This is a genomic window from Streptomyces sp. 3214.6, assembly GCF_900129855.1.
GTDB lineage: Bacteria > Actinomycetota > Actinomycetes > Streptomycetales > Streptomycetaceae > Streptomyces > Streptomyces soliscabiei.
Genome location: NZ_LT670819.1, coordinates 9097709 through 9119047 on the forward strand (window position 1 = coordinate 9097709; position 21339 = coordinate 9119047).

The 21339-nt window shown below is 71.4% G+C and carries 29 protein-coding genes and 2 pseudogenes; 26 read left to right on the plus strand and 5 right to left on the minus strand.

All coding sequences use genetic code 11. The features are described 5' to 3' along the window. The first annotated feature begins 3 nt into the window (after positions 1-3). The 10 genes from B5557_RS41120 (at position 4) to B5557_RS41165 (ending at position 5549) form a co-directional block, all read left to right on the plus strand. Positions 4-1071 (plus strand): hypothetical protein, encoded by a 1068-nt coding sequence (locus B5557_RS41120; RefSeq protein WP_159424500.1) that lies wholly within the window; start codon positions 4-6, stop codon positions 1069-1071. A gap of 2 nt (positions 1072-1073) precedes the next feature. After that, on the plus strand, positions 1074-1886 hold the full coding sequence (locus tag B5557_RS41125; RefSeq protein WP_079664292.1) for a hypothetical protein: 813 nt from the start codon (positions 1074-1076) through the stop codon (positions 1884-1886). Then, entirely contained in the window at positions 1883-2644 is a 762-nt protein-coding gene (locus tag B5557_RS41130; RefSeq protein WP_079664293.1) for a glycine-rich domain-containing protein, read from the plus strand. The genes B5557_RS41125 and B5557_RS41130 overlap by 4 nt, the downstream gene beginning before the upstream one ends. 1 nt (position 2645) lies before the next feature. After that, a complete protein-coding gene (locus B5557_RS41135) occupies positions 2646-3062 on the plus strand; it encodes a hypothetical protein (protein WP_079664294.1) in 417 nt (138 codons plus the stop codon). A gap of 1 nt (position 3063) precedes the next feature. Next, positions 3064-3336, plus strand: coding sequence for a hypothetical protein (locus B5557_RS41140; protein WP_079664295.1), 273 nt, complete (start codon positions 3064-3066; stop codon positions 3334-3336). 114 nt (positions 3337-3450) lie between these two features. Further along, positions 3451-3687: a hypothetical protein gene (locus tag B5557_RS41145; RefSeq protein WP_079664296.1), complete on the plus strand. Its 237-nt coding sequence runs from the start codon at positions 3451-3453 to the stop codon at positions 3685-3687. Continuing rightward, positions 3687-3887 (plus strand): hypothetical protein, encoded by a 201-nt coding sequence (locus tag B5557_RS41150; protein WP_079664297.1) that lies wholly within the window; start codon positions 3687-3689, stop codon positions 3885-3887. The genes B5557_RS41145 and B5557_RS41150 overlap by 1 nt, the downstream gene beginning before the upstream one ends. Continuing rightward, complete coding sequence (locus B5557_RS45530; RefSeq protein ID WP_231976161.1) at positions 3884-4909, plus strand: hypothetical protein; 1026 nt, start codon at positions 3884-3886, stop codon at positions 4907-4909. The genes B5557_RS41150 and B5557_RS45530 overlap by 4 nt, the downstream gene beginning before the upstream one ends. Before the next feature lie 30 nt (positions 4910-4939). Then, positions 4940-5248, plus strand: a complete 309-nt coding sequence (locus B5557_RS41160; RefSeq protein WP_079664298.1) for a hypothetical protein — start codon at positions 4940-4942, stop codon at positions 5246-5248. A 34-nt stretch (positions 5249-5282) separates the two neighbouring features. Continuing rightward, on the plus strand, positions 5283-5549 hold the full coding sequence (locus B5557_RS41165; protein WP_079664299.1) for a hypothetical protein: 267 nt from the start codon (positions 5283-5285) through the stop codon (positions 5547-5549). Between the two features lie 862 nt (positions 5550-6411). Here B5557_RS41165 and B5557_RS41175 read toward each other — a convergent pair. After that, positions 6412-6636 (minus strand): hypothetical protein, encoded by a 225-nt coding sequence (locus B5557_RS41175; RefSeq protein ID WP_079664301.1) that lies wholly within the window; start codon positions 6634-6636, stop codon positions 6412-6414. 46 nt (positions 6637-6682) lie between these two features. Beyond that, positions 6683-7015, minus strand: a complete 333-nt coding sequence (locus B5557_RS41180) for a DUF6233 domain-containing protein (protein ID WP_079664302.1) — start codon at positions 7013-7015, stop codon at positions 6683-6685. A gap of 284 nt (positions 7016-7299) precedes the next feature. Between B5557_RS41180 and B5557_RS41185 the strand changes: the two genes are divergently transcribed. The 7 genes from B5557_RS41185 to B5557_RS41215 all read left to right on the plus strand — a co-directional run bounded on the left by B5557_RS41185 (position 7300) and on the right by B5557_RS41215 (position 10897). Then, the gene (locus tag B5557_RS41185; RefSeq protein ID WP_079664303.1) at positions 7300-7527 is read left to right on the plus strand and encodes a hypothetical protein; all 228 of its coding nucleotides are present in this window, start codon (positions 7300-7302) and stop codon (positions 7525-7527) included. Between the two features lie 9 nt (positions 7528-7536). Then, entirely contained in the window at positions 7537-7743 is a 207-nt protein-coding gene (locus B5557_RS41190) for a hypothetical protein (RefSeq protein ID WP_079664304.1), read from the plus strand. 128 nt (positions 7744-7871) lie between these two features. Further along, on the plus strand, positions 7872-9056 hold the full coding sequence (locus B5557_RS41195) for a helix-turn-helix domain-containing protein (RefSeq protein WP_079664305.1): 1185 nt from the start codon (positions 7872-7874) through the stop codon (positions 9054-9056). A gap of 142 nt (positions 9057-9198) precedes the next feature. Continuing rightward, a complete protein-coding gene (locus B5557_RS41200; RefSeq protein ID WP_159424501.1) occupies positions 9199-9591 on the plus strand; it encodes a DUF6415 family natural product biosynthesis protein in 393 nt (130 codons plus the stop codon). Next, positions 9588-9770 carry a hypothetical protein gene (locus B5557_RS41205; RefSeq protein ID WP_079664307.1) on the plus strand — a complete coding sequence of 61 codons (183 nt, stop codon included), beginning with the start codon at positions 9588-9590 and terminating at the stop codon, positions 9768-9770. Before B5557_RS41200 ends, B5557_RS41205 begins: the two co-directional genes overlap by 4 nt. Positions 9771-9996: 226 nt before the next feature. Continuing rightward, positions 9997-10305 carry a hypothetical protein gene (locus B5557_RS41210; RefSeq protein WP_079664308.1) on the plus strand — a complete coding sequence of 103 codons (309 nt, stop codon included), beginning with the start codon at positions 9997-9999 and terminating at the stop codon, positions 10303-10305. A 106-nt stretch (positions 10306-10411) separates the two neighbouring features. Continuing rightward, on the plus strand, positions 10412-10897 hold the full coding sequence (locus B5557_RS41215) for a glycine-rich domain-containing protein (RefSeq protein WP_079664309.1): 486 nt from the start codon (positions 10412-10414) through the stop codon (positions 10895-10897). Positions 10898-11241: 344 nt separating this feature from the next. Here the strand turns inward: B5557_RS41215 and B5557_RS41220 are convergent, their stop codons facing one another. Further along, positions 11242-11493, minus strand: coding sequence for a helix-turn-helix domain-containing protein (locus B5557_RS41220; protein WP_079664310.1), 252 nt, complete (start codon positions 11491-11493; stop codon positions 11242-11244). A 378-nt stretch (positions 11494-11871) separates the two neighbouring features. Then, positions 11872-12258, minus strand: a pseudogene (locus B5557_RS41225) (MFS transporter); the annotation flags it as partial. 139 nt (positions 12259-12397) lie between these two features. Between B5557_RS41225 and B5557_RS41230 the strand changes: the two are divergent. The 7 genes from B5557_RS41230 (at position 12398) to B5557_RS41260 (ending at position 19683) form a co-directional block, all read left to right on the plus strand. After that, positions 12398-13297, plus strand: coding sequence for an SCO3242 family prenyltransferase (locus tag B5557_RS41230; RefSeq protein WP_079664311.1), 900 nt, complete (start codon positions 12398-12400; stop codon positions 13295-13297). Next, on the plus strand, positions 13294-14169 hold the full coding sequence (locus B5557_RS41235) for a sugar phosphate isomerase/epimerase family protein (protein WP_079664312.1): 876 nt from the start codon (positions 13294-13296) through the stop codon (positions 14167-14169). The genes B5557_RS41230 and B5557_RS41235 overlap by 4 nt, the downstream gene beginning before the upstream one ends. A 91-nt stretch (positions 14170-14260) precedes the next feature. After that, positions 14261-15040: an EboA domain-containing protein gene (locus B5557_RS41240; protein WP_443031319.1), complete on the plus strand. Its 780-nt coding sequence runs from the start codon at positions 14261-14263 to the stop codon at positions 15038-15040. After that, positions 15040-15894, plus strand: coding sequence for a TatD family hydrolase (locus B5557_RS41245; RefSeq protein WP_079664313.1), 855 nt, complete (start codon positions 15040-15042; stop codon positions 15892-15894). Before B5557_RS41240 ends, B5557_RS41245 begins: the two co-directional genes overlap by 1 nt. Before the next feature lie 7 nt (positions 15895-15901). Continuing rightward, complete coding sequence (gene eboE / locus B5557_RS41250) at positions 15902-17098, plus strand: metabolite traffic protein EboE (RefSeq protein WP_079664314.1); 1197 nt, start codon at positions 15902-15904, stop codon at positions 17096-17098. After that, a complete protein-coding gene (locus B5557_RS41255; protein ID WP_079664315.1) occupies positions 17095-18471 on the plus strand; it encodes an alkaline phosphatase family protein in 1377 nt (458 codons plus the stop codon). The genes eboE and B5557_RS41255 overlap by 4 nt, the downstream gene beginning before the upstream one ends. Before the next feature lie 18 nt (positions 18472-18489). Then, the gene (locus B5557_RS41260) at positions 18490-19683 is read left to right on the plus strand and encodes a cytochrome P450 (protein WP_079664316.1); all 1194 of its coding nucleotides are present in this window, start codon (positions 18490-18492) and stop codon (positions 19681-19683) included. A gap of 130 nt (positions 19684-19813) precedes the next feature. Here B5557_RS41260 and B5557_RS46015 read toward each other — a convergent pair. After that, positions 19814-20032, minus strand: a pseudogene (locus B5557_RS46015) (helix-turn-helix domain-containing protein); the annotation flags it as partial. Between B5557_RS46015 and B5557_RS41270 the strand changes: the two are divergent. Together B5557_RS41270 and B5557_RS41275 are read left to right on the plus strand one after the other, a co-directional pair. Beyond that, complete coding sequence (locus tag B5557_RS41270; RefSeq protein ID WP_443031320.1) at positions 20021-20149, plus strand: hypothetical protein; 129 nt, start codon at positions 20021-20023, stop codon at positions 20147-20149. The pseudogene B5557_RS46015 and the gene B5557_RS41270 sit on opposite strands and share 12 nt — an antisense overlap. A gap of 71 nt (positions 20150-20220) precedes the next feature. Continuing rightward, complete coding sequence (locus B5557_RS41275; protein WP_269460231.1) at positions 20221-21297, plus strand: NAD(P)/FAD-dependent oxidoreductase; 1077 nt, start codon at positions 20221-20223, stop codon at positions 21295-21297. Positions 21298-21339 lie beyond the last annotated feature (42 nt).

Below are 21339 nucleotides of genomic sequence, written 5' to 3' on the forward strand. Positions count from 1 at the left end.
GACATGTCGGATGACGCGCTGGAGGTCGTGCAGCGCAGCTTCACCATGCAGATGCGCGTCGAGTCATGGCTCGGCGGCGAACTCCTGGCCGACGACGTGCCCGTCGCCGACGGCAGCGAGGAACGCGACAGCTCCCTCGCCGTCCCCGAACGGGTCACCCTCACCGTCCCCGTCAGAGACCGCGGCGTGTCCTGGGACCCCACCATCGACCCCCGCCACCCTCTCGCCGCGTACGGGCAGCAGCTGCGCATCTCCTACGGTGTCGAAGTCGCCGGAGACTTCGAGTGGATCACCCGCGGCTGGTTCCTCATCACGGAGTCCTCCGCAGACGGCGACACCGTCAACGTGGCCGCGCAGGGCCTTCTCACCCTCGTCGACGAGGCCAAGTTCGCGTCCGCGTTCCAGCCCAGCGGCACCCTGGCCAGCACGACCCGCTCCCTCGTCGAACCGGCGCTCACCGTCGAGATCGACGGCACGCTGACCGACCGGTCCATCCCAGTCGGCATGGAGTGGGACGACGACCGCCTTGGCGCTCTCAACGAGGTCCTCAACGCGTGGCCCGCCGTCGGACACGTCACCGAGGACGGCCTGCTGCTCGTCGAGCCGCCCACCGACGCGGGCGATCCCGTCCTGTCGGTGACCGACGGCGTCGGCGGGACCGTGGTGCGCTGGCAGTCCACCACCAGCCGCGACGGTGCCTTCAACGTGGTGGTCGCCCAGGGCGAGTCCGCAGCTGGCGTGCAGGTCCAGGGCGTCGCCTACGACTACGACTCCAACAACCCGTACTGGTTCGGCGGCGACTTCAATCCGCTGCCCGTCCCCTACACGTACTCCTCGCCCCTGCTGACCACCGTCGCCCAGTGCCGGGCCGCAGCCGACGCCACCCTGCAACGGCTGCGCCGCACCTCCTCGAGGAAGCTGACCATCACGATGGTGCCCCACCCCGGCCTGATGCTCGGCGACGTGATCTCCGTGACCGGCGGCGGCCTCACCAGCGCGCCCTGCGTGATCGAGGTCCTGTCCCTGCCCTACAGCCCCGATGAGATGACCCTGACCGTGAGGGTGCTGTAGCAGTGGCCGACTGGGCAGACACCCGCGTTTCTCTTGCCGGGCAGGGCGCCCTGCGTGGACGGGCCCTGACCACCGTGAGCAGCGGGGCCTGCGTGGTGAGCGTCGGCGGCATCCAGATCAACGTCCGCACGATCGTCGGCCTCACCGTCGCGGTGGGCGACACCCTGCTGATCCAGCGCACAGGGTCCGTGTACTACGCGTTCGCGGTCGCCTCGGCCGCGCCGGCGGTGCCTCCGCCGGCCCCGACCGCGCCGGACGCGGCCCCGCCGGACACCGGGGACGCCGCGCCCGCGCCGAAGCCCACCGTCACGACCGGCACCCTGACCTGTCCGCCCGTCTCCACCGCCTGCTATCGCGATGGCAGCTGGCGCTCCGACGGCGGCGCGGTGAACTCGTTCGACACCTACCAGGGCCGATACGCAGGCTCCAGCTTCGGCAGGATGACCGGCTGCGCCTTCTACGGCAGCAAGCCCCAGTCGATCTCCGGTGCCACCGTCACCCGGGCCACGATCAAAGTACGGCGACTCACGTCCGGCGACTTCGCGGCCCGCACTGCCACCCTCCGCCTGGTCTCGCAGTCCACCCGGCCCAGCGGCGCGCCCACGCTCAACGAATCCACATCCGGCCCGTCGCTCGCCGTGAACGCGACGAACACCGCCTTCGTCATCCCCAACTCGTGGGCTCAGGCCATGGTCAACGGCACCCGCGGAGGTCTCGCCATCTCCATCAGCAGTGACAACCCATACATCCGTCTCGCCGGGCGCAGCTCATGGAGCGTCGCCTGGACCATGACCATCTCCTGGAGGCGAGGGTGAGCGACGAGACGTCGAAGGGCATCACCTACCCCGAGTCGACCGACCACACCCGCATGTGGGAGCACTTGCAGACCCTGGCAACCGACGTGGACGCCTTGCTCCTGGGGACGCCCGACGTGCAGGTCTTCACCGCCTCCGGCACCTGGACCAAACCGGCCGGGGCACTGTGGACGGTGGTCGAGGTCGTCGGGGGAGGCGGCGGCTCCGGCGGTGTGGGCACCACCACCGCAGGCCAGGGCTCATGCTCGGGCGGCGGGGGAGGCGGCGAATACGCCAAGGGTACCTACGCCGCGTCCGCGCTCAGCGCCAGCGTCGCCGTCACTGTTGGCGCGGCCGGGGCCGCCGGAGCGACTACCCCCGCAGCCGGAGGCACGGGAGGCACATCCTCCTTCGGTTCGACGATCACCGCGGTCGGCGGCACCGGCGGTGCGGCCTGCGTCGGATCGTCCGGCAACCTCTTCGCTGGCGGCGGCGACGGAGGCACCGGAGGTACCGGCGGCGAAATGCGCATGCAGGGAGGCGCTGGGGGCACCGGCCTGGTCCTCTCCGGCCTCGCCGTGAAAACCAACTACGGGGGCGCGAGCCATCACTCGGGGTCAGCCCGCGCCAACCCGGGCACCTCGGGTGCCCAGGCCGGCACGGTTGGCTACGCGTACGGCGGCGGCGCTTCCGGATCCTCGAACGGCGCTTCCACCTCGGCGAGCGCGGGTGTGGCCGGGGCCGCAGGCGTCGTCATCGTCACCACCTACAAGGCCTGACGTGAGCGTGCCGACGATCGGGATCATCGTCGAGCAGAGGGACGCGTCCGTCATCGAGCAGTGGGACCTCACCGCCGGCGTCTACCGCCGCTACGACTGCGGCGTCCTGGTGGAAGAGCGCCCCTTCACCGAGGCAGAGCTCGCGTCCGTCGCAGAGCAGACCGCCGACGCTGTACGCCAGTCCAACACGGTGGCCCTGCTGGCCCGGGCGCGCACCGCGTTCACCACCAACGCCGCCTATCTGGCGAAGGTGACGGCCGGCGCGGCCACGAACGCCGACCACATCGCCCAGGTGCCGGCCCTCACACGGCAGATGCAGGGCGTCATCCGGCTCATCGTCGGCTCCGACCTCCTCGACGCCACCGACGACACAACCACGCAGGCCAGCGCATCCATCCAGACCCGAGTCGGAGGCTGACATGCCCAACCTCACCATCGGCCGCACGGTCATCTACCGGCTATCCGAGGACGACGCCCGGCAGATCACCCAGGACCGCATCCACAACGGCGTGTACGGCAACGCCGCCAGTGAAGGCGACTGCTACCCGGCCGTCGTCGTCCGCACCTTCCCCGAAAACCCGGACGACGTCTGCAACCTGAAGGTCCTCTTGGACGGCCCGGACACCTTCTGGGCCACCTCCCGCCACGAAGGCGACACGCCTGGCACCTGGGCGTGGCCGGGGCGCGTGTGATGGCCCGCCACGACCCTACGGACGTCGCCCTGACGGCGCAGACCCAGTGCAGCGGGGCCACCGAAGACTCCACCCAGACCACGAGCTGACCAGCCCCCGCAGAGAGGACACCCGATGGCCGTCCGAGCGAAGTTCCGCTGCACCTTCGAAACCCACAAGAAGTGGGGGCCGGACGACTCGCACGCCACGCGCTCCTACGAGTTCATGGCCCAGTACGACCCGGAAACGCCCGAGGACCAGCGGTACGCCAAGGCCACCCCGTCCGGCTCGTTGCAGATCCAGGTCGACAACCCGGCCGTCGTCTTCGAGCCCGGCAAGGCCTACTACCTCGACTTCACCGAGGCCGACTGATGGCCCGCCACGACCCCGTCGACCTCGCCCGAACCGCGTACGCGGCGTACGGCGAGGCCACCGGCGGTCTCAACTACCGGGGCCTGCCCATGCCGGCCTGGGAGGACCTCGGCGACACCATCCAGCAGGCGTGGATCGCCGCCGTGATCGCCGTCGCCCGGGACGTCACGGCCCCACCCCGATCGGAGGGAACCTCGTGAGCTCAGGCCCGCAGACCTATCCCGGCGCCAGTACGGCCTACTGGTACGGCTCGAAGTACGCGGGTTCGGCGATGGAGGTCAACGTCGTCGTCCTGCACACCACAGAGGGCCGGACGCTCCCGGACTACGGCGGCGGCGCGGTCGCACCCACGCTGACGGCGGTTCCGGACTTCGCCGCGCGCCGGCTGCGCTGGTACCAGCACTTCCCCATCGACACCTCAGCCCGCGCCCTGGTGAATCTGCCGGGCGGCGTCGAGACGAACACCCTGAACGTCTGCCAGGTCGAGATGGTCGGCACCTGCGACCCGGATACCCACGCCCAGTGGACGCGGGCCGGTCTGGCTCACATCTACTGGCCGGAGGCTCCCGACTGGGCCCTCGCCGGGGTCGCAGAGTTCCTGCGGTGGATGCACGTCGAGCACGGCGTGCCGCTCACCGGACCGTCGTCGTGGCCCGCGTACCCGTCGTCGTACGGAGCGACGTCCGCCCGCATGACCTACGCGGAATGGACCGCTTTCGAGGGCGTGTGCGGGCACATGCACGTCCCGGAGAACGTCCACGGCGACCCGGGCGCCATCCACTTCGACCGCCTCATCGCCCTCGCCAAGGGTGACCCTCCCACCCAACCAGCTCCCCCGAAGGAGGAGGACGTGCCCAGTGTCCTCAATAAGCCGAACAGCATCGACACCCTCCTGAAGAGCGGACGTTGGGTCGAGCTCGCCTTCCAGACCGACGGGGTCATCCTCACTGGGCCGGTCGTCCACCAGACGATGGTGCACCTGCTGCTCGACGCACCGGACGGCACGCGCGTCGAGGGCCAGTTCTTCCTCACAGACAGTGCGGGCGACACCTCCGACTACCTGCCCTCCGACGAGGCGGGCCCGGAGGGCTGCCAGTTCCACGCCAACGGGCAAGTGCTGGCAGGGCGGCAACTGCACTTCAAGGTGCGCGCCACCAGCCCCGACGGCAGCGACGTCCGGCTCCTGCACCGGGTCGCCTCCGGCCTGTACTGGGCCGTCTGATACCCCCACCCGCACAGAATCGAGACCCTCATGACCGTGAACCTCGACGCCGCGTACTGGATCGGCCTCGTCATCTCCATCGTTCTGCCCGTCCTCGTCGGACTGGTCACCACCAGAGTCACGCACGCCGGCGTCAAGGCCGTCCTGCTGCTCGCCCTGTCCACCGCGAACGGGTTCCTCGTCGAGTACGCGGGCCCGCACGACTCCGGCTACAGCGTGGGTACCGCTGCGGTCCTCGCCCTCGTGACCTTCGGCACCGGAGTGCTCAGCCACTTCGGATTCTGGAAGCCCGTGGGTGTCGCCGGTCGGGCCCAAGACTCGTTCGTGAAGGCAGCCTGATCCTGCCCCATGTGCGCTGCGGGGAGGTGGTGGCGTGGACGCGGCCATGGTGACGGCGATCGGAGCGCTGATCGCGGGGCCCGTGGCCGCGGCGGCCGCCATGTACGGCAACCGCGGCGCGAACAGGGCGGCCAGGGAGGCCAGCGCGGTGACCATGTACGACAGCCTGACGCAGCGGCTCGTCGCGGAGCGGGACAAGGCGGAGGCGGATCAGGCCAAGGCGGAGGCCCGCGTCGACGTCCTCGAGCTGGAGGTCGCACGTCTGCGGCTGCTGGTGACGCAGCTCGGGGGGACGCCATGACGCGGACGCAGAGCGCCCTGTATCGGGCGCGACATGTGCTGTGGACGCTCGGAGTGCTGCTGTTCTGTGGTGGTGCAGCGGCGGTGGTGTGGCTGCTCCTCGACCGCGACGAGATGGCCAGCCAGCTCGAGCAGGAGGCGAACCTCCGGGGGACGGCGGTGTCAACGCTGGCGGGGGATGTGCGCGCTCTGCGGGCGCAGGTGGAGGCGCAGGGTGCTACGCCGGTGGCTCCGGATCCGGCGAAGGCGGTGCAGGATTTGCCAGCACGGGCGGAGGTGCCGGTCCCGATCCCGGGGCCGCCCGGGCCGTCGGGTTCTCCGGGGGCGTCAGGCGAGCCTGGGAAGGCGGGTGCGAGTGGCCAGCCGGGGGCGGCCGGCGCGGTCGGCCCCACTGGCCCGGTCGGCCCCACTGGCCCGGTCGGCCCCGCTGGCCCGGTTGGGCCCTCGGGCCCTCAGGGCGAGCCGGGCCCGGCTGGTGCGGATGGCCAGGACGGGAACGACGGACAGACCTGCCCGGACGGCTACACCCTCCAAGCCCCTACCTATGACCCGGATGCCTTGGTCTGCCGGAAGGACGACGCGCCTCAGCCCAGCGACTCCCCCTCCGCACCACAGGCTCTCGGCCTCGACCCACAACGCCGCGAGTACGCCTGAATGCTCGAACAGCCCCCGCCGCCTCCGGGCGGTGGGGGCTTTCGTCATGTCCGGGATCTTGCGCCTTTCGGTCACCGCGGCGCATTGTGGTCCTCCGCCGTCTCACCGGAGCCCTCCCGATCCGGCTCTCCCGGGGACGGCGGCATGGCCCCCTTCACCCCCAGGTGGAAGCGGTGGCACGGCCCCTGCTGCTCCCGGGCGGCAGGGGCTTACTCCTTGTCCGGCTGCCACACGTCGGGGCCCCCACCCCGCCACTCGATCAGACCAGACCGCTCGACGTACGCCTCGTCGGCTTCCTCGATTCCAGCCCGGCGCAGGAACTCGGCGACATCCCGCAGCCCGTACGCCCGGCCGAGGATCCTCCCGTCCGCGCGCACCCGGCGGCCGCCCCCCTCGTCAGGCGGGTAGATCACGACGGGCATCACGGAAGCCATGCCCCCAGCGTGCGTGCAGGCACGGGCGGCCGCACCGCGGCGTGGGTCAGTCGAGGACGCCCAGCGCAGTGTCCGGCCGGCAGTGCGGGCATGCCGCCACGCCCGCCGTCAGAGCGTGCAGAGCAGTCGACCGATCGACGCCCTTCGACCGCTGACCCGCGTTCCAGCAGCCCCCGGCGTGGACGTAGACGGCGTCCCGCCCAGACAGGCCGCGCTCGATCAGCCAGTCCGGAGCCGGGGGTCGCGCCTCGATGCCGCGCTGCCGCTCGGCTTCCCGCCGCTCGGCGTCCCTGATCTGCTGCCGGACCCGGTCCAGGGTGAGGGCGAGCCAGGTCTCCAGGGTGCGGAGGCGCGGCAGGTCCGGAGGCAAGTCGTTCATGTGTTCGATTTTAGGAGGTAGGCTCCCCACCGGCACCACGAGGGGCGAGCAGACAGGAGAAGTCATGGTCATCGACCTGGAGCGGCTCACCTTCCTCGGCGTCGGCTACGCCTGCCTGGACCCGGCGCCGGGGCGGGCGGCCCGTGCCGACTCGGGGCCCCGCATCGACATCCACTCGCCCGTCCGGCGGGACTGCTGCTCCTGCCGGGCACTGGCCGTCGCGACTCGCATCGTCGACATACCCCGGCCTCGGCCGACAATGGCACGATCAGTGCCGGGACCGCATGATCGCCGGGAGCCAGCTGAACTGGGAACCGATGGAGGGCCGTTACCGGGTCTCACTGACGCTCGGCGGCATGCCGGTCCTGCAAGGGTGGTGGGCTGACCGGGCGACCGCGGACCGCAAGTTCACGACGTGGATCGGCCAGTACGGCAGCCGGGCAGGCGCCCGCGTCACCCTTACTGATGAGGAAACCGGAGACCTGCTGACGAGCTGGCCGGACGAGGCATAGCGGTCTGCCATGCTGGCGGCGACGGAGGAGGTCACCGTGAGCCGCTGGGGCGAGCTGGTCCCGCATCGGGAGGATGACGAGAGCTGCCTGTGCGGCTGCCTCGACGACATCGTGGGCACGCTGGAAGACGCACCTCCGGTGGATGAGTTCCAGATCTCCACGCTCCGGCCAGCCGCCGGCGGCGATGCCGGCGAGCCCGCAGGTGGCGCGGCGTGAGTCTCGTGGGCTGAGGAGTCGGCTGCACTACAACGGCCCTTGCCCGTAAGGGCAAGGGCCGTTGAGCGGGTCCCGGGCCACGGCTCCGAGGTACCGTTCTGAGTGTCGAGTTCAGAACGGAGACCAGTATGCCCCCGTCCACTGAAGAACACACAGGCGCACGCATCAAGCACGCGCGCAAAATCCGCCGGCTGACTCAGCACGAACTGGCTGAACTGTCGCATGTCTCGTACAGCACCCTCACCAAGGTGGAGCAGGGCGTCATGCCGGCGAGCCCCTCGGTGATAGGGGCCCTCGCACGCGCCCTGTCGGTGCAGGTCGCCGAACTCAACGGCCAGCCCTACCTGGAGGAGCTGCGTGCCGACCAGCTCGACGGCCTGATCAACCCGATCCGCGAGGCGCTGAATGTCTACGACCTGGGGCCTGACCCGGATGTTGCGCCGCGTTCCGTGGGCGAGCTGGAGGACGACGCGGACACGATGTGCGCCATGGTCCGCGCCACGAAGATCAAGCAGGTGGCGGCCGAGCTGCCGAGTCTGATCCATGAGGCGACGACAGCAGCTCACGTCGACCCCATCGACCGCAACTGGCAGTTGCTCGCGAACGTGTACCGGACCGCCTACGACGTGACCACGAAGCTGGGCTTCCCCGACCTGTGCACGGTAGCGCTCGATCGGATGGACTGGGCTGCACAGCGGGCGTCCGACCCGGTTCTCGGCGGGATGCGGCAGTACCTGCGCGCGCTGGCCTACCTGCGAGCCAGCGACTACAAGACCGGCAAGCGCCTGGTCGCCCTGGGCGTTGCCACCCTGCAACAGGCGGAGCCTGGCCGAGTTCTTGACGTCGTCACCGGGCAGCTGCACCTCGGCGCGGCTGTGCTCGCGGGGCGCGACAAGGACAAGGCCACGGCGGAAGGACACCTCAGCGAGGCGGCCCGGATCGCGAAGCGGACGGGCCCGGCAGAGAAGGTCCACTGGCTGTCGTTCGGGCCGACCAACGTCGGTGTCCACCGGGTGAGCGTGCTCGCGGAACTCGACCTGTACCCCGAGGCCGTCCACCAGGCAGGCGAGATCACCATCCCGGACGGCTGGCCGCCGTCCCGGCTCGCACACCATCACGCCGAGGTGGCCCGGGCGCAGATGTGGACGGGCCAGACGGAAGCGGCTTTCAAGAGCCTGCTGACGGCGCGCAAGCTGGCCCCCCAGCAGACGAAGTATCACCCGACGGTGCGGGAGACCTACACAGGCCTGGAGGCTGCGAAGCGGCGAATGCCGGACACCTTCACAAACTTTGGTGCGTGGCTCGGCATGTGACACAGAGTCAAGCAATGGCCGGAGCTATCAGTGAGGTCTGATAGTTCCGGCCTTTGCGTGTCGGCACTCTGAGATGGCAGACGAAACCCCGGCGGCCTGGCAGGGCCCCGGGGCGTGGTCAACGCTACCGAGGAGCGTCAACATGACGAACAGTACAACCCGGGCCCCAGCTGTGGCAGCGCCACCTCTGGCCGATCCGCCGGATATCGCCACCATGCGGGAGACGGCGAGAATCCTGCTGGATCCCGACGCCATCGCCCTGGCCCCGGCCGGCCCCGAGTTGGCCACGCTGACGCGGACTGTGCGCGGGCACCTGGAGCTGCTCATCCCGATGGTGGAGCGGGCGGCCGGGAGCCTGGAGCGGGAGAGCGCCCGCCGGTATTGCGCGCTCGCCTGTCTCGGCGAGGCACGCGGGAAGTTGCGGGCTGAGCCCAGCAGAGCGTCCGACGGTGCCTTGCTGCACGCCCGGAAGCTGGCCCGCGTCCTGAACGCCCTGTGCGACCACTACGAGAAGAGCGGTGGCGAGCGCCCGTGACCGCCGCGACCGACACGGGCGTGCTCTCCGCGGAGTGCACTCTGGCGAGCAAGCCCGGCTACGAGGACGTGCACGCGTGGTGCCGCCAGACCAAGGACGTCCCGCTTCCGCACTCCACCGGCATCCTGCTCGTGCGCCGCTGCCGCTGCTCCTGCCACCGCGCCGCGGGCTGCTCGTGAAGGCGGTCACCGGCCTGCTCGTGTACGTGGCGGCTGTGACTGCCCCGGTCCTCGCCCTGGTGCTGGCGCGGACCCCTTCCTGACGCACCCCCACGGCGGCCGTCTCGGGTCAGGGCCGCACCCCAAGCCCCGCCGCGTCGAGGTCCGGAAGCCTCCCGCGGCGGGAACACCCGCCCCGTCGCAGTCTCCGGAAGGCTCGGCGGGGCGGGCCCACGAGGAGAGACCGATGGAACCCACTGACGACCGAACGCTGCCGCCCCCGGCGCCCTTCATGTTCGGGTGCGACGAGTGCGTGCGGCTGCTACGCGCGTTCGGCGAGATGGTCGCCGCCGACGCCGGCTGCTTCTATGAGCAGCTGGCCGTCGCCGCACACGTCGCCGAAGACCACCCCGACGAGGTGCCGCCGCCGCACACCGACAACTGTGACCTGTGCCCCACCTACGCCGCGCGCGCTGACGGCGACCCAGGCGGCCTGTGGGCCCAGCACCGCGCCCGATACCTCTTCCTGCCGGAAGCCGTCGCCCGGCTCCTGTAGGCCCCCGCACTCCCGCCCCATAGCGGGCGGGCAGAGAGAGCCTCGGCGGGCGTACGGCCAAGCACAGCCCGCCGAGGTGTCCACACCAACCTCAATTGGAGGACGCATGGAGACAAGCACCACTCAGGCCGCCCCCGCAACGGCGGCACGCGATCTCATTCCGGCCGAGGCCTTCGCGGGCGTCGTCGCGACCGTGCTCGACAACAACAAGGGCATGGACCAGGCCCTCGCCGAGCGCATCACGGACGAGGCCCTCAAGTTCGTGGCGGTCTGCGCCAGGCGCCCCGGGCGGGGACTGCGGCCCTCGAGGATCGTCGACGAGGGATGGCACGCGCTGATCCTGCACACCAAGGTGTACGAGCAGCTCTGCACGAGGTTGGGTCGGTTCGTTCACCACGTTCCTGAGCGCCCCGACCCGTCCCGGCACAACGCTCGCGAGCTGGAGTACACGAAGGCCTCGATCTGGGAAGTCGGCTATGAGGTCGACCCCATGCTGTGGCTCGCGCCGACCGACACGTCGATCCCTGTGGCCGCCGACTGCGAGCACACGCCGCAGAGCTGCGGCTCGTGCATGGACGGCGGCCCGAACTAACACGTACGGGTGAACCCGGCTGACGGTGCCAGCGCAGGGGCCTACGCTGCCGAGCGGATGAGGAGGAACGCATGCAGGAGTGGACGAATCCGCGGTACGCATCGGCCGTCGGCGAGTTGTTGGCGAGGCGCACTGTCTCGCTGACGGAGCCGAGCCCAGTGCGCTGTCGGGCATGCTTCGGGTTCAGTGTGAGGATGGTCATCGCCCCGGGCGGCGAACGCCACGCTCTCGACTGCGCCAAGTGCAATGGGACCGGCCGTCAGCCCCCACGCCGACGTCGTAGGCGCTGACGCCCCCTGAACGGCCCCGTCTGTCTGCCTCCCCCGTGGCGGATGGGCGGGGCCTCACTGCTGTGGTGGCGTTGCGGGGATGCCGAAGACAGAGAGCTCCTGCTCCAGGACTGCGGCGATCCTGACCAGGTCGCTGTAGCGCGGGTCGGCCTCGCCGCGCTCGATGCGCTGGAGGGTGCGACGGCTCAGTCCGGTCGCCTCGCAGAAGGACCACTGGTCGTGATGTGCGGCGGTCCGCAGATCTGCGATGCGTTCGCCCAGTTCGCGACGCTTCTCGATGATCCAGTCCGGGTTGTCGCGAGGCACTCGACAAAGTTGGACGCTACATGTTCAGATGTCAGCGCCAGCCCTGGCGCTTTTTCTGATGGTTCGTCAGGAATTGGCCTGGGGCTTTGCGCGGCCCGTCCCGCCAGAGGTCCCGGAAGAACTTCGGCGGGGCGGGCTCCAGTCGTTCGGCCGCCGCAAGGTGGGCCCCTTGGTCGCGTTCACACCGGGTGTGATCGATGCGCACGGGCATATGCCGTGCGATCGGTGCTGAACCAGCCGTTCCGGTCTCAAGCTGGTGCCTGTACCGCCAGCCCCGCCGCATGTTGAGGACCGGAAGCCTCTGCGTGTGGCGGGGCTGTTGCGCGTATGGGACCCGACGGCCGCCGTGGCGGGCTATCTTTTTATTAGTGAAATCTGCACGTTGATCCCGCCGTAGGCCGCGCCGAAGAGCAGCAGGACGGCGCCGAGGGCGGCGGCGGAGTGGGTGAGCGGCGGGAGCGTGACGCTGAGGGAGAGCAGGACCGCGCAGACCACGGTGACCGGGTGGCTGCCGTAGCGGTGGCAGAGGCGCCCTGTGAGCATCATCGTGATCACCGCGCCCGCGGAGACGCCGAGGAGCGCGAGTCCGAGGGTGCTGGGGGAGGCGCCGGTCTGCTGCTTGATGGCGGGGATGCGGACGACCCATCCGGCGAAGATGAAGCCGTCGAGGGCGAAGAAGCTGGTCAGGGCGATACGGAGAGAGGTGAGGTGGTTGCGGTCGTCCGGCACGGCGTTGTGCGATCGGATTTTGTTTATTAGCGGCACAAAATGAGGCTAGGGGGTTGATCGGGGCCGGACAAGGGGGCCGGGGTGCGCTCGACCGGCCTGCGTGCACACGGTTTCTTCACAGAAATGATCGGAGCCACATGTATGAAGGTTAAAATGATCGAAGTATGGTCCGATCATGGACGGCTCGAAGAATTTATCGTCTTCCCCGCGCCTGGCCGATCTGGCGCAACTGATCCGGCTGCCGGCGGCGCTGAGCGTGCCCGGTGACATCCTCGCCGGCGCCGTCGCGAGTGCCGGGACGGCCCGTCCCCGTGCGGTCGCGACGATGGCCTCGTCGGTGGCTCTCTACTGGGCCGGGATGGCGCTCAACGACTACGCGGACGCCACCGTCGACGCGGTGGAGCGCCCCGAACGTCCCTTACCCTCCGGGCGAGTTGCCCGCTCCACCGCGCTGGCCACCGCGTGCGGGCTCACCGCGGCCGGCCTCGGCCTCGCCGCGCTGGCCGGTGGACGGCGTGCCCTCGGGGTGGCGCTTCCGCTGACCGCACTGGTCTGGGCCTACGACCTGCGGCTGAAGTCGACCGCCGCCGGCCCGGCCGCCATGGCGGGCGCCCGGGCGCTGAACGTGCTGGCCGGAGCGGACCCCGGGCGCCGGTCGGCCGCGGTGCCGGCGGCGCTGCTGGTCGGCGCGCACACGTACACCGTCACGGCGCTGAGCCGCCACGAGGTGTCCGGCGCGCCGCGCGGCGTGCCCGCCGCCACGCTGGTCGGCAGCACCGCAACCGCCTTGGCCGCCGCGGCCCTTCCGTCTTTACGGCGTCGGAGCCCGGCGGCCCGGATCGGCGCCGTCGTCGGCGCGCTCGGCTACCTCGCCTCGTACGGCACGGCACAGGCGCGGGCGGCACGGGAGCCGTCCGCGGCGAACGTCCGCGGCGCCGTCGGCACCGGAATCATGTCCCTGATGCCCCTGCAGGCGGCGCTCACCGCGGGCGGCGGAGCCGTGGGCCTGGCGGGAGCGCTGGCCGGGGCGCACCCCCTGGCACGCAGACTCGCCCGGAAGGTGTCGCCCACATGAGGCCGGAACCCGGCGGCCCTTGTTCGCCTCGCCCGGGGCGGCTGCGGTACGGGTTCGGGAGCAACGGGTTCGCCCATCACCGGCTCGACGACGTGCTGACCGTGCTTGCCGACCTGGGATACGACTCGGTCGGACTCACCCTCGACCACGGTCATCTGGATCCGTTCGCGGCCGACCTGGCCCGCCAGGTCGACGCTCTCGCCCGGCGGTTGGACCGGCTCGGGCTGGCGGTCGTGCTGGAGACCGGGGCGCCGTACCTGTTGGACCCGTGGCACAAGCACATCCCGACGCTGATGTCGGCCGAGGGCGCCGAACGACGCGTCGAGCTGCTGGCCGGCGCCGTGCGGATCGCGGCCGACCTGGGCGCCCCGGCCGTCCACCTGTGCAGCGGTCCACCGCCGGAGGGGGTGTCGGAGGACGAGGCCTGGAAGCGGCTGACCGCGGGCTGCGAAGAGGTTCTGGACATCGCCGGCGAGTACGGCGTGGCCCTGGGGTTCGAGCCCGAGCCGTACATGTTCGTCGACACCGTGGAACGGGTCCTGGAGCTGCGCGAACGACTCGGCGGCCCCGACCTGTTCGGCGTCACGCTGGACATCGGCCACGCCCACTGTGTCGACGAACTCCCGCTGCTGGACTGTGTCGCACGCACCGCGCCGTACCTGGTGAACGTGCAGATCGAGGACATGCGGCGGGGCGTGCACCACCACCTCGAATTCGGCGCGGGCGAGATCGACTTCCCGCCCGTCCTGGCCGCCCTCAAGGCCGCCGGGTATCGAGGGCCGGTCTCGGTGGAGATCCAGGGCGCGTCCCTGGACGCCCCCCAAGTCGCCCGCCGGTCCCTGGAGTTCCTCAAGGCCGCCGAGCCGTTCTGACGCCGTGACGGTCCCGTCGCGTCGAGCACCATCACCCCCCACCCACCGTACGGCCGTTGTCGTACGCGCAGCCAAACAGGAGGTATGCGCGGTGGACCCAGATATCCGCATGCGTTCCGCCCTCGACCGGCAGCTCACCGCCGACGCCCGGAACTGGCTGGCGGACGCCGTCGCCGGCGTCGGTCGGGACTCGGCGGCCGTGCGCGCCGCCTTCCCCGCGGTCGGTCGGCGCTGCGGACGCGGCCCCCTCGTCGACGGCTGGACGGTGGCGGATGCCGCCCGCGCCCGACTGCTCGCCGCCCTGCCCCTGCGCGGAGCGGCGCTCGCCGAGGAGATCACCGCTCTGCACCGGTACGGAGACGCCGCCGAACAGCGGGCGGTGCTGCGTTCGCTGGCCCTGCTGGAGGACGCGGACGCGTCGTTCGCCGACCGGGGACTGCCGCTGGTGCGCGAGGCGCTGCGCGGCAACGACACCGATCTGATCGAGGCGGCCCTCGGCCCGTACGCGGCACGTCACCTGGACCACGACGGCTACCGGCACGCCGTGCTGAAGTGCGTCTTCTGCGACATCCCCCTCGACCGGGTGGCCGGTCTCGACGGACGGGCCGACCACGAACTCGCCCGTATGCTCGCCGACTTCGCCCATGAACGGGTCGCCGCCGGCCGTGACGTCCCCGTCGACGTCTGGCCGCTGCTGCACGCCCACCCCGGCACGCTGGACGCCTGTGGGCTGCCCGCGGAGGCCCACTCACCCGTGCCCGAGCGCCGTGCCGCGGCAGAGCGGGCTCTCGACGCCTACTCCGCCGCGGCTCCCGTCCACGATTCCACCGCCCCCACCGCTTCCGCCCCCACGCCCGCAGGAGCCGCATGATGCGTATCTTCGACCCCCACATCCACATGACCTCGCGCACCACGGACGACTACGAGGCGATGTACGCGGCCGGTGTGCGGGCGGTCGTGGAGCCGTCGTTCTGGCTCGGCCAGCCGCGCACCTCCGTGGACAGCTTCACCGACTACTTCGACGCGCTGCTCGGCTGGGAGCCGTTCCGCGCCGCGCAGTTCGGCATCCAGCACCGCTGCACCATCGCCCTCAACCCGAAAGAGGCCAACGACCCACGCTGCGCGGGGGTGTTGGACGTCCTGCCGCGCTATCTGGCCAAGGACCGGGTGGTCGCCGTGGGCGAGATCGGCTACGACTCGATGACCCCCGAGGAGGACGTCGCCCTGGCCCGCCAGCTCGAACTCGCCATCGAGCACGACCTGCCGGTCCTGGTCCACACCCCGCACCGCGACAAGGCCGTCGGCACCCGGCGCACCCTCGACGTGGTCCGCGAGTCCGGCATCGCGCCCGAGCGCGTCCTCGTCGACCACCTCAACGAACTCACCGTGTCCATGGTCGCCGACAGCGGATGCTGGATGGGCTTCTCCATCTACCCGCACACCAAGATGAGCGAGGACCGCATGGTGCGCATCCTCCAGGAGCACGGCATCGCGCGCATGCTCGTCAACTCCGCCGCCGACTGGGGGCGCAGCGACCCGCTCAAGACCCGCAGGACGGCGGACGCCATGCTCGCCGCGGGCTTCGACGACGACACCGTCGACCAGGTCATGTGGCGCAACCCCGTCGCCTTCTACGGCCAGAGCGGCCGGCTCGACCTCGAGGACGTCAAACCGGACGACACCGCTCAGTTCGAGGGGAACTCCATCAAGCGCGGCGGAGAGTGAACCCGCGGTGCGCTTCCGACACCCCGACGGCACGACCGTCCACCTCGCCTACTGCAGCAACGTCCACCAGGCCGAGGACCTCGACGGAGTGGTGGACCAGCTCGCCGCCTACGCCCAGCCCGTACGGGAGACCCTCGGCGTCGACCTGCTCGGCATCGGCCTGTGGCTGGCCCACGACGTCGTCACCGAACTGAGCGCCCGGCCCGACGCCGTACGCCGCCTGCGCGCCGAACTGACCGCGCGCGGCCTGGAGACCGTCACCCTCAACGCCTTCCCCTACGGCGGCTTCCACCGCGAGGTGGTCAAGAAAGACGTCTACCTGCCCGACTGGACCGACCCCGCGCGCCTGCGCTACACGGTCGACTGCGCCCGGGTGCTCGCCGGGCTGCTCCCCGACGACGCGCGGCGCGGCAGCGTCTCCACCCTGCCGCTGGCCTGGCGCGCCCCCTGGCCGACGGCCGCCCGCGACACCGCCCGCCGGGCGACGGACCAACTGGCCCGGGAACTGGCCGACTTGGAACGCGAGACCGGCCGTACCATCCGGGTCGGCTTCGAGCCCGAACCGGGCTGCGTGGTGGAGAACACCGTCCAGGCGGCTCGGGAACTCGGCGGACTGGACCCGGAGCGGCTCGGCGTCTGCCTGGACACCTGCCATCTCGCCGTGCAGTTCGAGGAACCGGCCGCGGCCCTGCGCCGCCTCGCCGACGCCGGACTCCCCGTCGTCAAGGTGCAGGCGTCCAGCGCCCTCCAGGCCGACGACCCGGCCGACCCGCAGGCACGAGCGGCCCTCGCCCGCTTCGCCGAGCCCCGTTTCCTGCACCAGACCCGTACCGCCCCGCACGGCGTCGTCTCCGGTGTGGACGACCTGCCGGCCGCCCTCGCCGGAGACCTGGACCCCGGCTCCGCCTGGCGCGTGCACTTCCACGCCCCGCTGCACGCCGAGCCCGCACCGCCGTTGCGCACCACGGCCGACGAACTGACCACCGCCCTGGGCGAGTTGCTCGGCGGTCCGCAGGCCGTCTGCGACCACGTCGAGGTCGAGACCTACACCTGGTCGGTCCTGCCCGGACACCTGCGGCCGCACGACCGCGTGAGCCTCGTCGAGGGTCTCGCCGCCGAACTGGCCTGGACCCGCGACCGGTTCGAGGAGCTCGGCCTGGTCCGGGAACCCACCGCACACCCGCGAAAGGAGCGTGTCTCATGACGAGAACCGTCGTCCTCGACATCGTCGGCCTCACCCCCCGCATGCTGCGCCACATGCCCGCCGTCTCGGCCGTCGCCGCACAGGGCTTCCAGGCCCGGCTCAACCCGGTGCTGCCCGCCGTGACCTGCTCGGTGCAGTCCACCCTCCTCACCGGCGCGCCGCCCGCCGAGCACGGCATCGTCGGCAACGGCTGGTACTTCCGCGACCTCGGCGAGGTCCTGCTGTGGCGGCAGCACAACGCGCTGGTCGGCGGCGAGAAGCTGTGGGACACCGCGCGTCGCAGCAGGCCCGACTACAAGGTCGCCAACGTCTGCTGGTGGTACGCCATGGGGGCCGACGTCGACCTCACCGTCACCCCGCGCCCCGTCTACTACTCCGACGGCCGCAAGGAACCCGACTGTTACACCTGGCCGCCCGCCCTGCACGACGAACTCACCACCAGGCTCGGCCCGTTCCCGCTGTTCACCTACTGGGGACCCAACGCGGGCCTGCCCTCCAGCCAGTGGATCCTGGCCGCCGCCCGCCAGATCTTCGACGAGCACCGCCCCGATCTGACCCTGGTGTACGTACCGCACCTGGACTACGAACCCCAGCGCTCCGGACCCGACTCGCCGCAGACCGCCCGCGAGGCCCGGCGGCTCGACGACGCCCTGCGCCCCCTGCTCGACCACTTCCGGCGCGAGGACGCCACGGTCGTGATCCTCAGCGAGTACGGCATCGCGCCCGCCTCCCGGCCGGTCGACATCAACCGCGCACTGCGCAGGGCCGGGCTCCTCGAAGTGCACACCCAGGACGGCATGGAGTACCTCGACCCCTGGACGTCCCGTGCCTTCGCCGTCGCCGACCACCAGATCGCCCACGTCTACGTCCGCGACCCCGCCGACCTCGCGAAGACCGCCGAGATCGTCGCCGGGCTCGACGGCGTGGACGAGGTGCTCGACGAGCAGGGCAAGGCCCGGCACGGACTCGCGCACGAACGCTCGGGCGAGCTGGTCGCCGTCGCGGACTCCGACGCCTGGTTCACGTACTACTACTGGCTCGACGACGAGCGCGCCCCCGACTTCGCCCGGCAGGTCGAGATCCACCGCAAACCCGGCTACGACCCCGCCGAACTCCTCTACGACCCCACCGTGCCCGGCGTGAAGGCGCGCGCCGTCGGCCAGGTCGTCCGCAAGAAGGCCGGCCTGCGCTACCGCATCAAGACCGTCCCGCTGGACCCTTCCGGGGTGCGCGGCAGCCACGGCCGGCTGCCCCAGAACCCGCAGGACAGCCCCGTGCTGCTCTGCTCGCGGCCGGACCTCGCCACGGGCGAGATCGACGCGACGGACGTCAAGGACCTCCTTCTCAAACTGGCCGGCATCACCGCCCCCTGACCACCGGAGCCCCCCCACATGCACTCGACGGACACCCCGCCGCCCCTGCCCCGGCACCGTCCCCTCCTCGATCCCGCCGCCGAGTACGGGCGTTGGGTCAGGGAACGGCCCCTCACCCGGATCAGCCTCTGGGGCGACACCCACCCCTGGCTGGTCACCCGGCACGAGGACGCCCGCGCCGTCCTCAGCGACGCGCGGTTCAGCTCGGAGAACGTCCGGCCGGGATTCCCCGGACTGCAGCCGACACCGCCGCCGCGCACCCCCGGCCAGCTGTTCGCGATGGACGCGCCCGACCACACCCGGCTGCGCCGCCTGCTCATCCCCGAGTTCACCTTCCGCCGGGTCGAGCAACTGCGGCCCGCCATCGCGAAGATCACCGGAGAGCTCCTCGACGCGCTCGTCAAGCAGGATCAACCCGCCGACCTCGTCGAGCACTTCACCCTGCCGCTGCCCCTCCTGGTCATCTGCGAGCTGCTCGGAGTGCCGTACGCGGACCGTGACTTCATCCACCGGCAGGCCGCCGCCTTCGCCACCGTCTCGGCCGGTCCGGAGGCGATGCGGGCCGGCTGGGCGGCGCTCTTCGGCTATCTGCAGGAACTCCTGGCCGCCAAGTCGGGCGAACCGGGCGACGACCTGATGAGCAAGCTCGCCACCGAGCGGGTAGCCACCGGCGAGGCCACCCCGGCGGAGGCGGCCGGTCTGCTCGTCCAACTGCTCATCGCCGGGCACGAGACGACAGCGAGCATGCTCTCCCTCGGCGTGGTCGCGCTGCTGCGCCACCCGGACCAACTGGCCGCACTGCGCGCCGAGAAGGACCTCGTGCCGGGCGCGGTGGAGGAACTGCTGCGCTATCTGACCGTCGTCCACATCGGGCTGCGTCGTATCGCCACGGAGGACGTCGAGGTCGGCGGGGTCACCGTCCGGGCCGGTGAGGGTGTGGTGGTCGCGTTGCAGGCGGCCAACCGGGACCCCGCGGTGTTCGCCGACCCGGACACGCTCGACCTCACCCGGGACGCCGGCCAGCACCTCGCCTTCGGTCACGGTCTGCACCACTGCCTCGGCCAGTCGCTGGCCCGGGCCGAGCTGCAGATCGCGCTGCCGATGCTGTTCGAGCGCCTGCCCGGCCTGCGGCTGACCGGCCCGGCGACGGAGGAGCTCGCGTTCGAGGGACGCGCCGTCCACGGCGTGCGGGAGCTGCCAGTGGCCTGGTGACCGGCGCAGACGGCCGCTGAACCGGCGTATGCCGCTCAGCCGCCGCCCAGTCGGTCCGCCAGACAGGCGAGTAGAGCGCCATGGTGGCCCGGTGGTCGCGCAGTGGACGGCCGGTGATCTGCTCGATCTTGTTCATCCGGTAGACGACGGTGTTGCGGTGGATGTGCAGGGCGGCGGAGGCCCGTACGAGGTTGAAGCCGCTCTTGCACCAGGCGGTGATCGTGTCGCGCAGCACCGGCCAGTCCGGCTGGGCCCGCAGACCCGCGACGGTGAGGTCGAGCAGGCGGGTGCGCGCGGACTGGCTCAGCGCCGCCAGGACCTGTCCTTCGCCCGTGAGGTGTCCGACCACGTCGTCTTCGTCGACGGCGGCCGGATCGTCGAGGAGGGCCGGCCGGGCGACGTCCTCGACCGTCCCGCCCAGGCCCGCACCCGGGAGTTCCTCGCCTCCTACGGGCCGGCGTCATGACCGGCGCACTCGCCGGCGACGGTCCGGTCGTGGTGGTCGGCGGCGGTGTCGTGGGACTGTGCACGGCCTAGATCGTCGAACGCCGCGGCCTGGGCTCCGGGGCGTCCCGGGGCAACGCGGGCTGGATCTGCCTCAGCCATTCGACGCCGGTCCCGGCGCCGGGCGTCGTCCGGTACGCGCTGCGCTCACTGGGACGGCCGGACTCGCCCCTGTATCTACGTCCCCTGCCCGACCCGGCGTTCGTACGGTGGCTGTGGCGTTTCTGGCGCAGCAGCACACCGGCCGCCTTCCGGCGCGGCTACGCGGCGATCGCCGAGCTGAACCGCACCACCTTCGACCTCTTCGACGGCCTGCGCGCGGCCGGGGTCGCAACGACCCTGACCCGGCCCGGCATGGTCCACGCCTTCCTGTCCCCGGCCGAGGCCCGCCACCATCTCGCCCTGCAGCGGGAGATGGCGGACGGCCGCTACCTCGTCCCCGACGACGTCGTCACCGGCGACGAGGCCCGGCTGCTGGACCCCGCGCTGTCGCCGGCGGTGCGCGCGTCCTATCTCGTCGAGGGGGAGGGCGCGGTCGATCCGGAGGCGTTCGCCCGCGGACTCGGCGAGATTCCCTGCACGGCCGTCGTCATCGCGGCCGGTATGCGTTCCGCGCCGCTGCTGAACGAGCTGGGGTCCCGACTGCCGCTCCAGGCGGGCAAGGGCTACAGCTTCTCGGTGGACCTGGAGCCCGCGCCCCGGCACACCCTGTACTTCGGTGAACGCAGGGCCGTCGCCTCGCCGATCGGCGGCACCACGCGCATCGGCGGGACGATGGAGCTGAGCGGCAACAACAACCGCCTCGACTGGCGGCGCGTCGTCGCCGTGGCCCTCGCGAGCCGCCACTACCTGGGCCGCTGGTTCGACGACCCGGACGACCTGGTCAGCCTGATCCGTGACCCTTGGGTGGGCGGCCGGCCCTTCCTCCCCGACGGTCTCCCGGTCATCGACCGGGTCCCGGGCCACGCCAACGCCTTCGCGGCCACCGGCCACGGCATGCTGGGCGTCACGCTCGGCCCGGCCAGCGGCCACCGGCTCACCGAGTACGTCCTCACCGGCCGTCGCCCCGCCTCCCTCGCACCGTTCCGCTTCGACCGGCTGCGGCACTGAGCGGCCGTCAGCCGCGCAAAGGCCGGTGAACCTGCCGCGGCT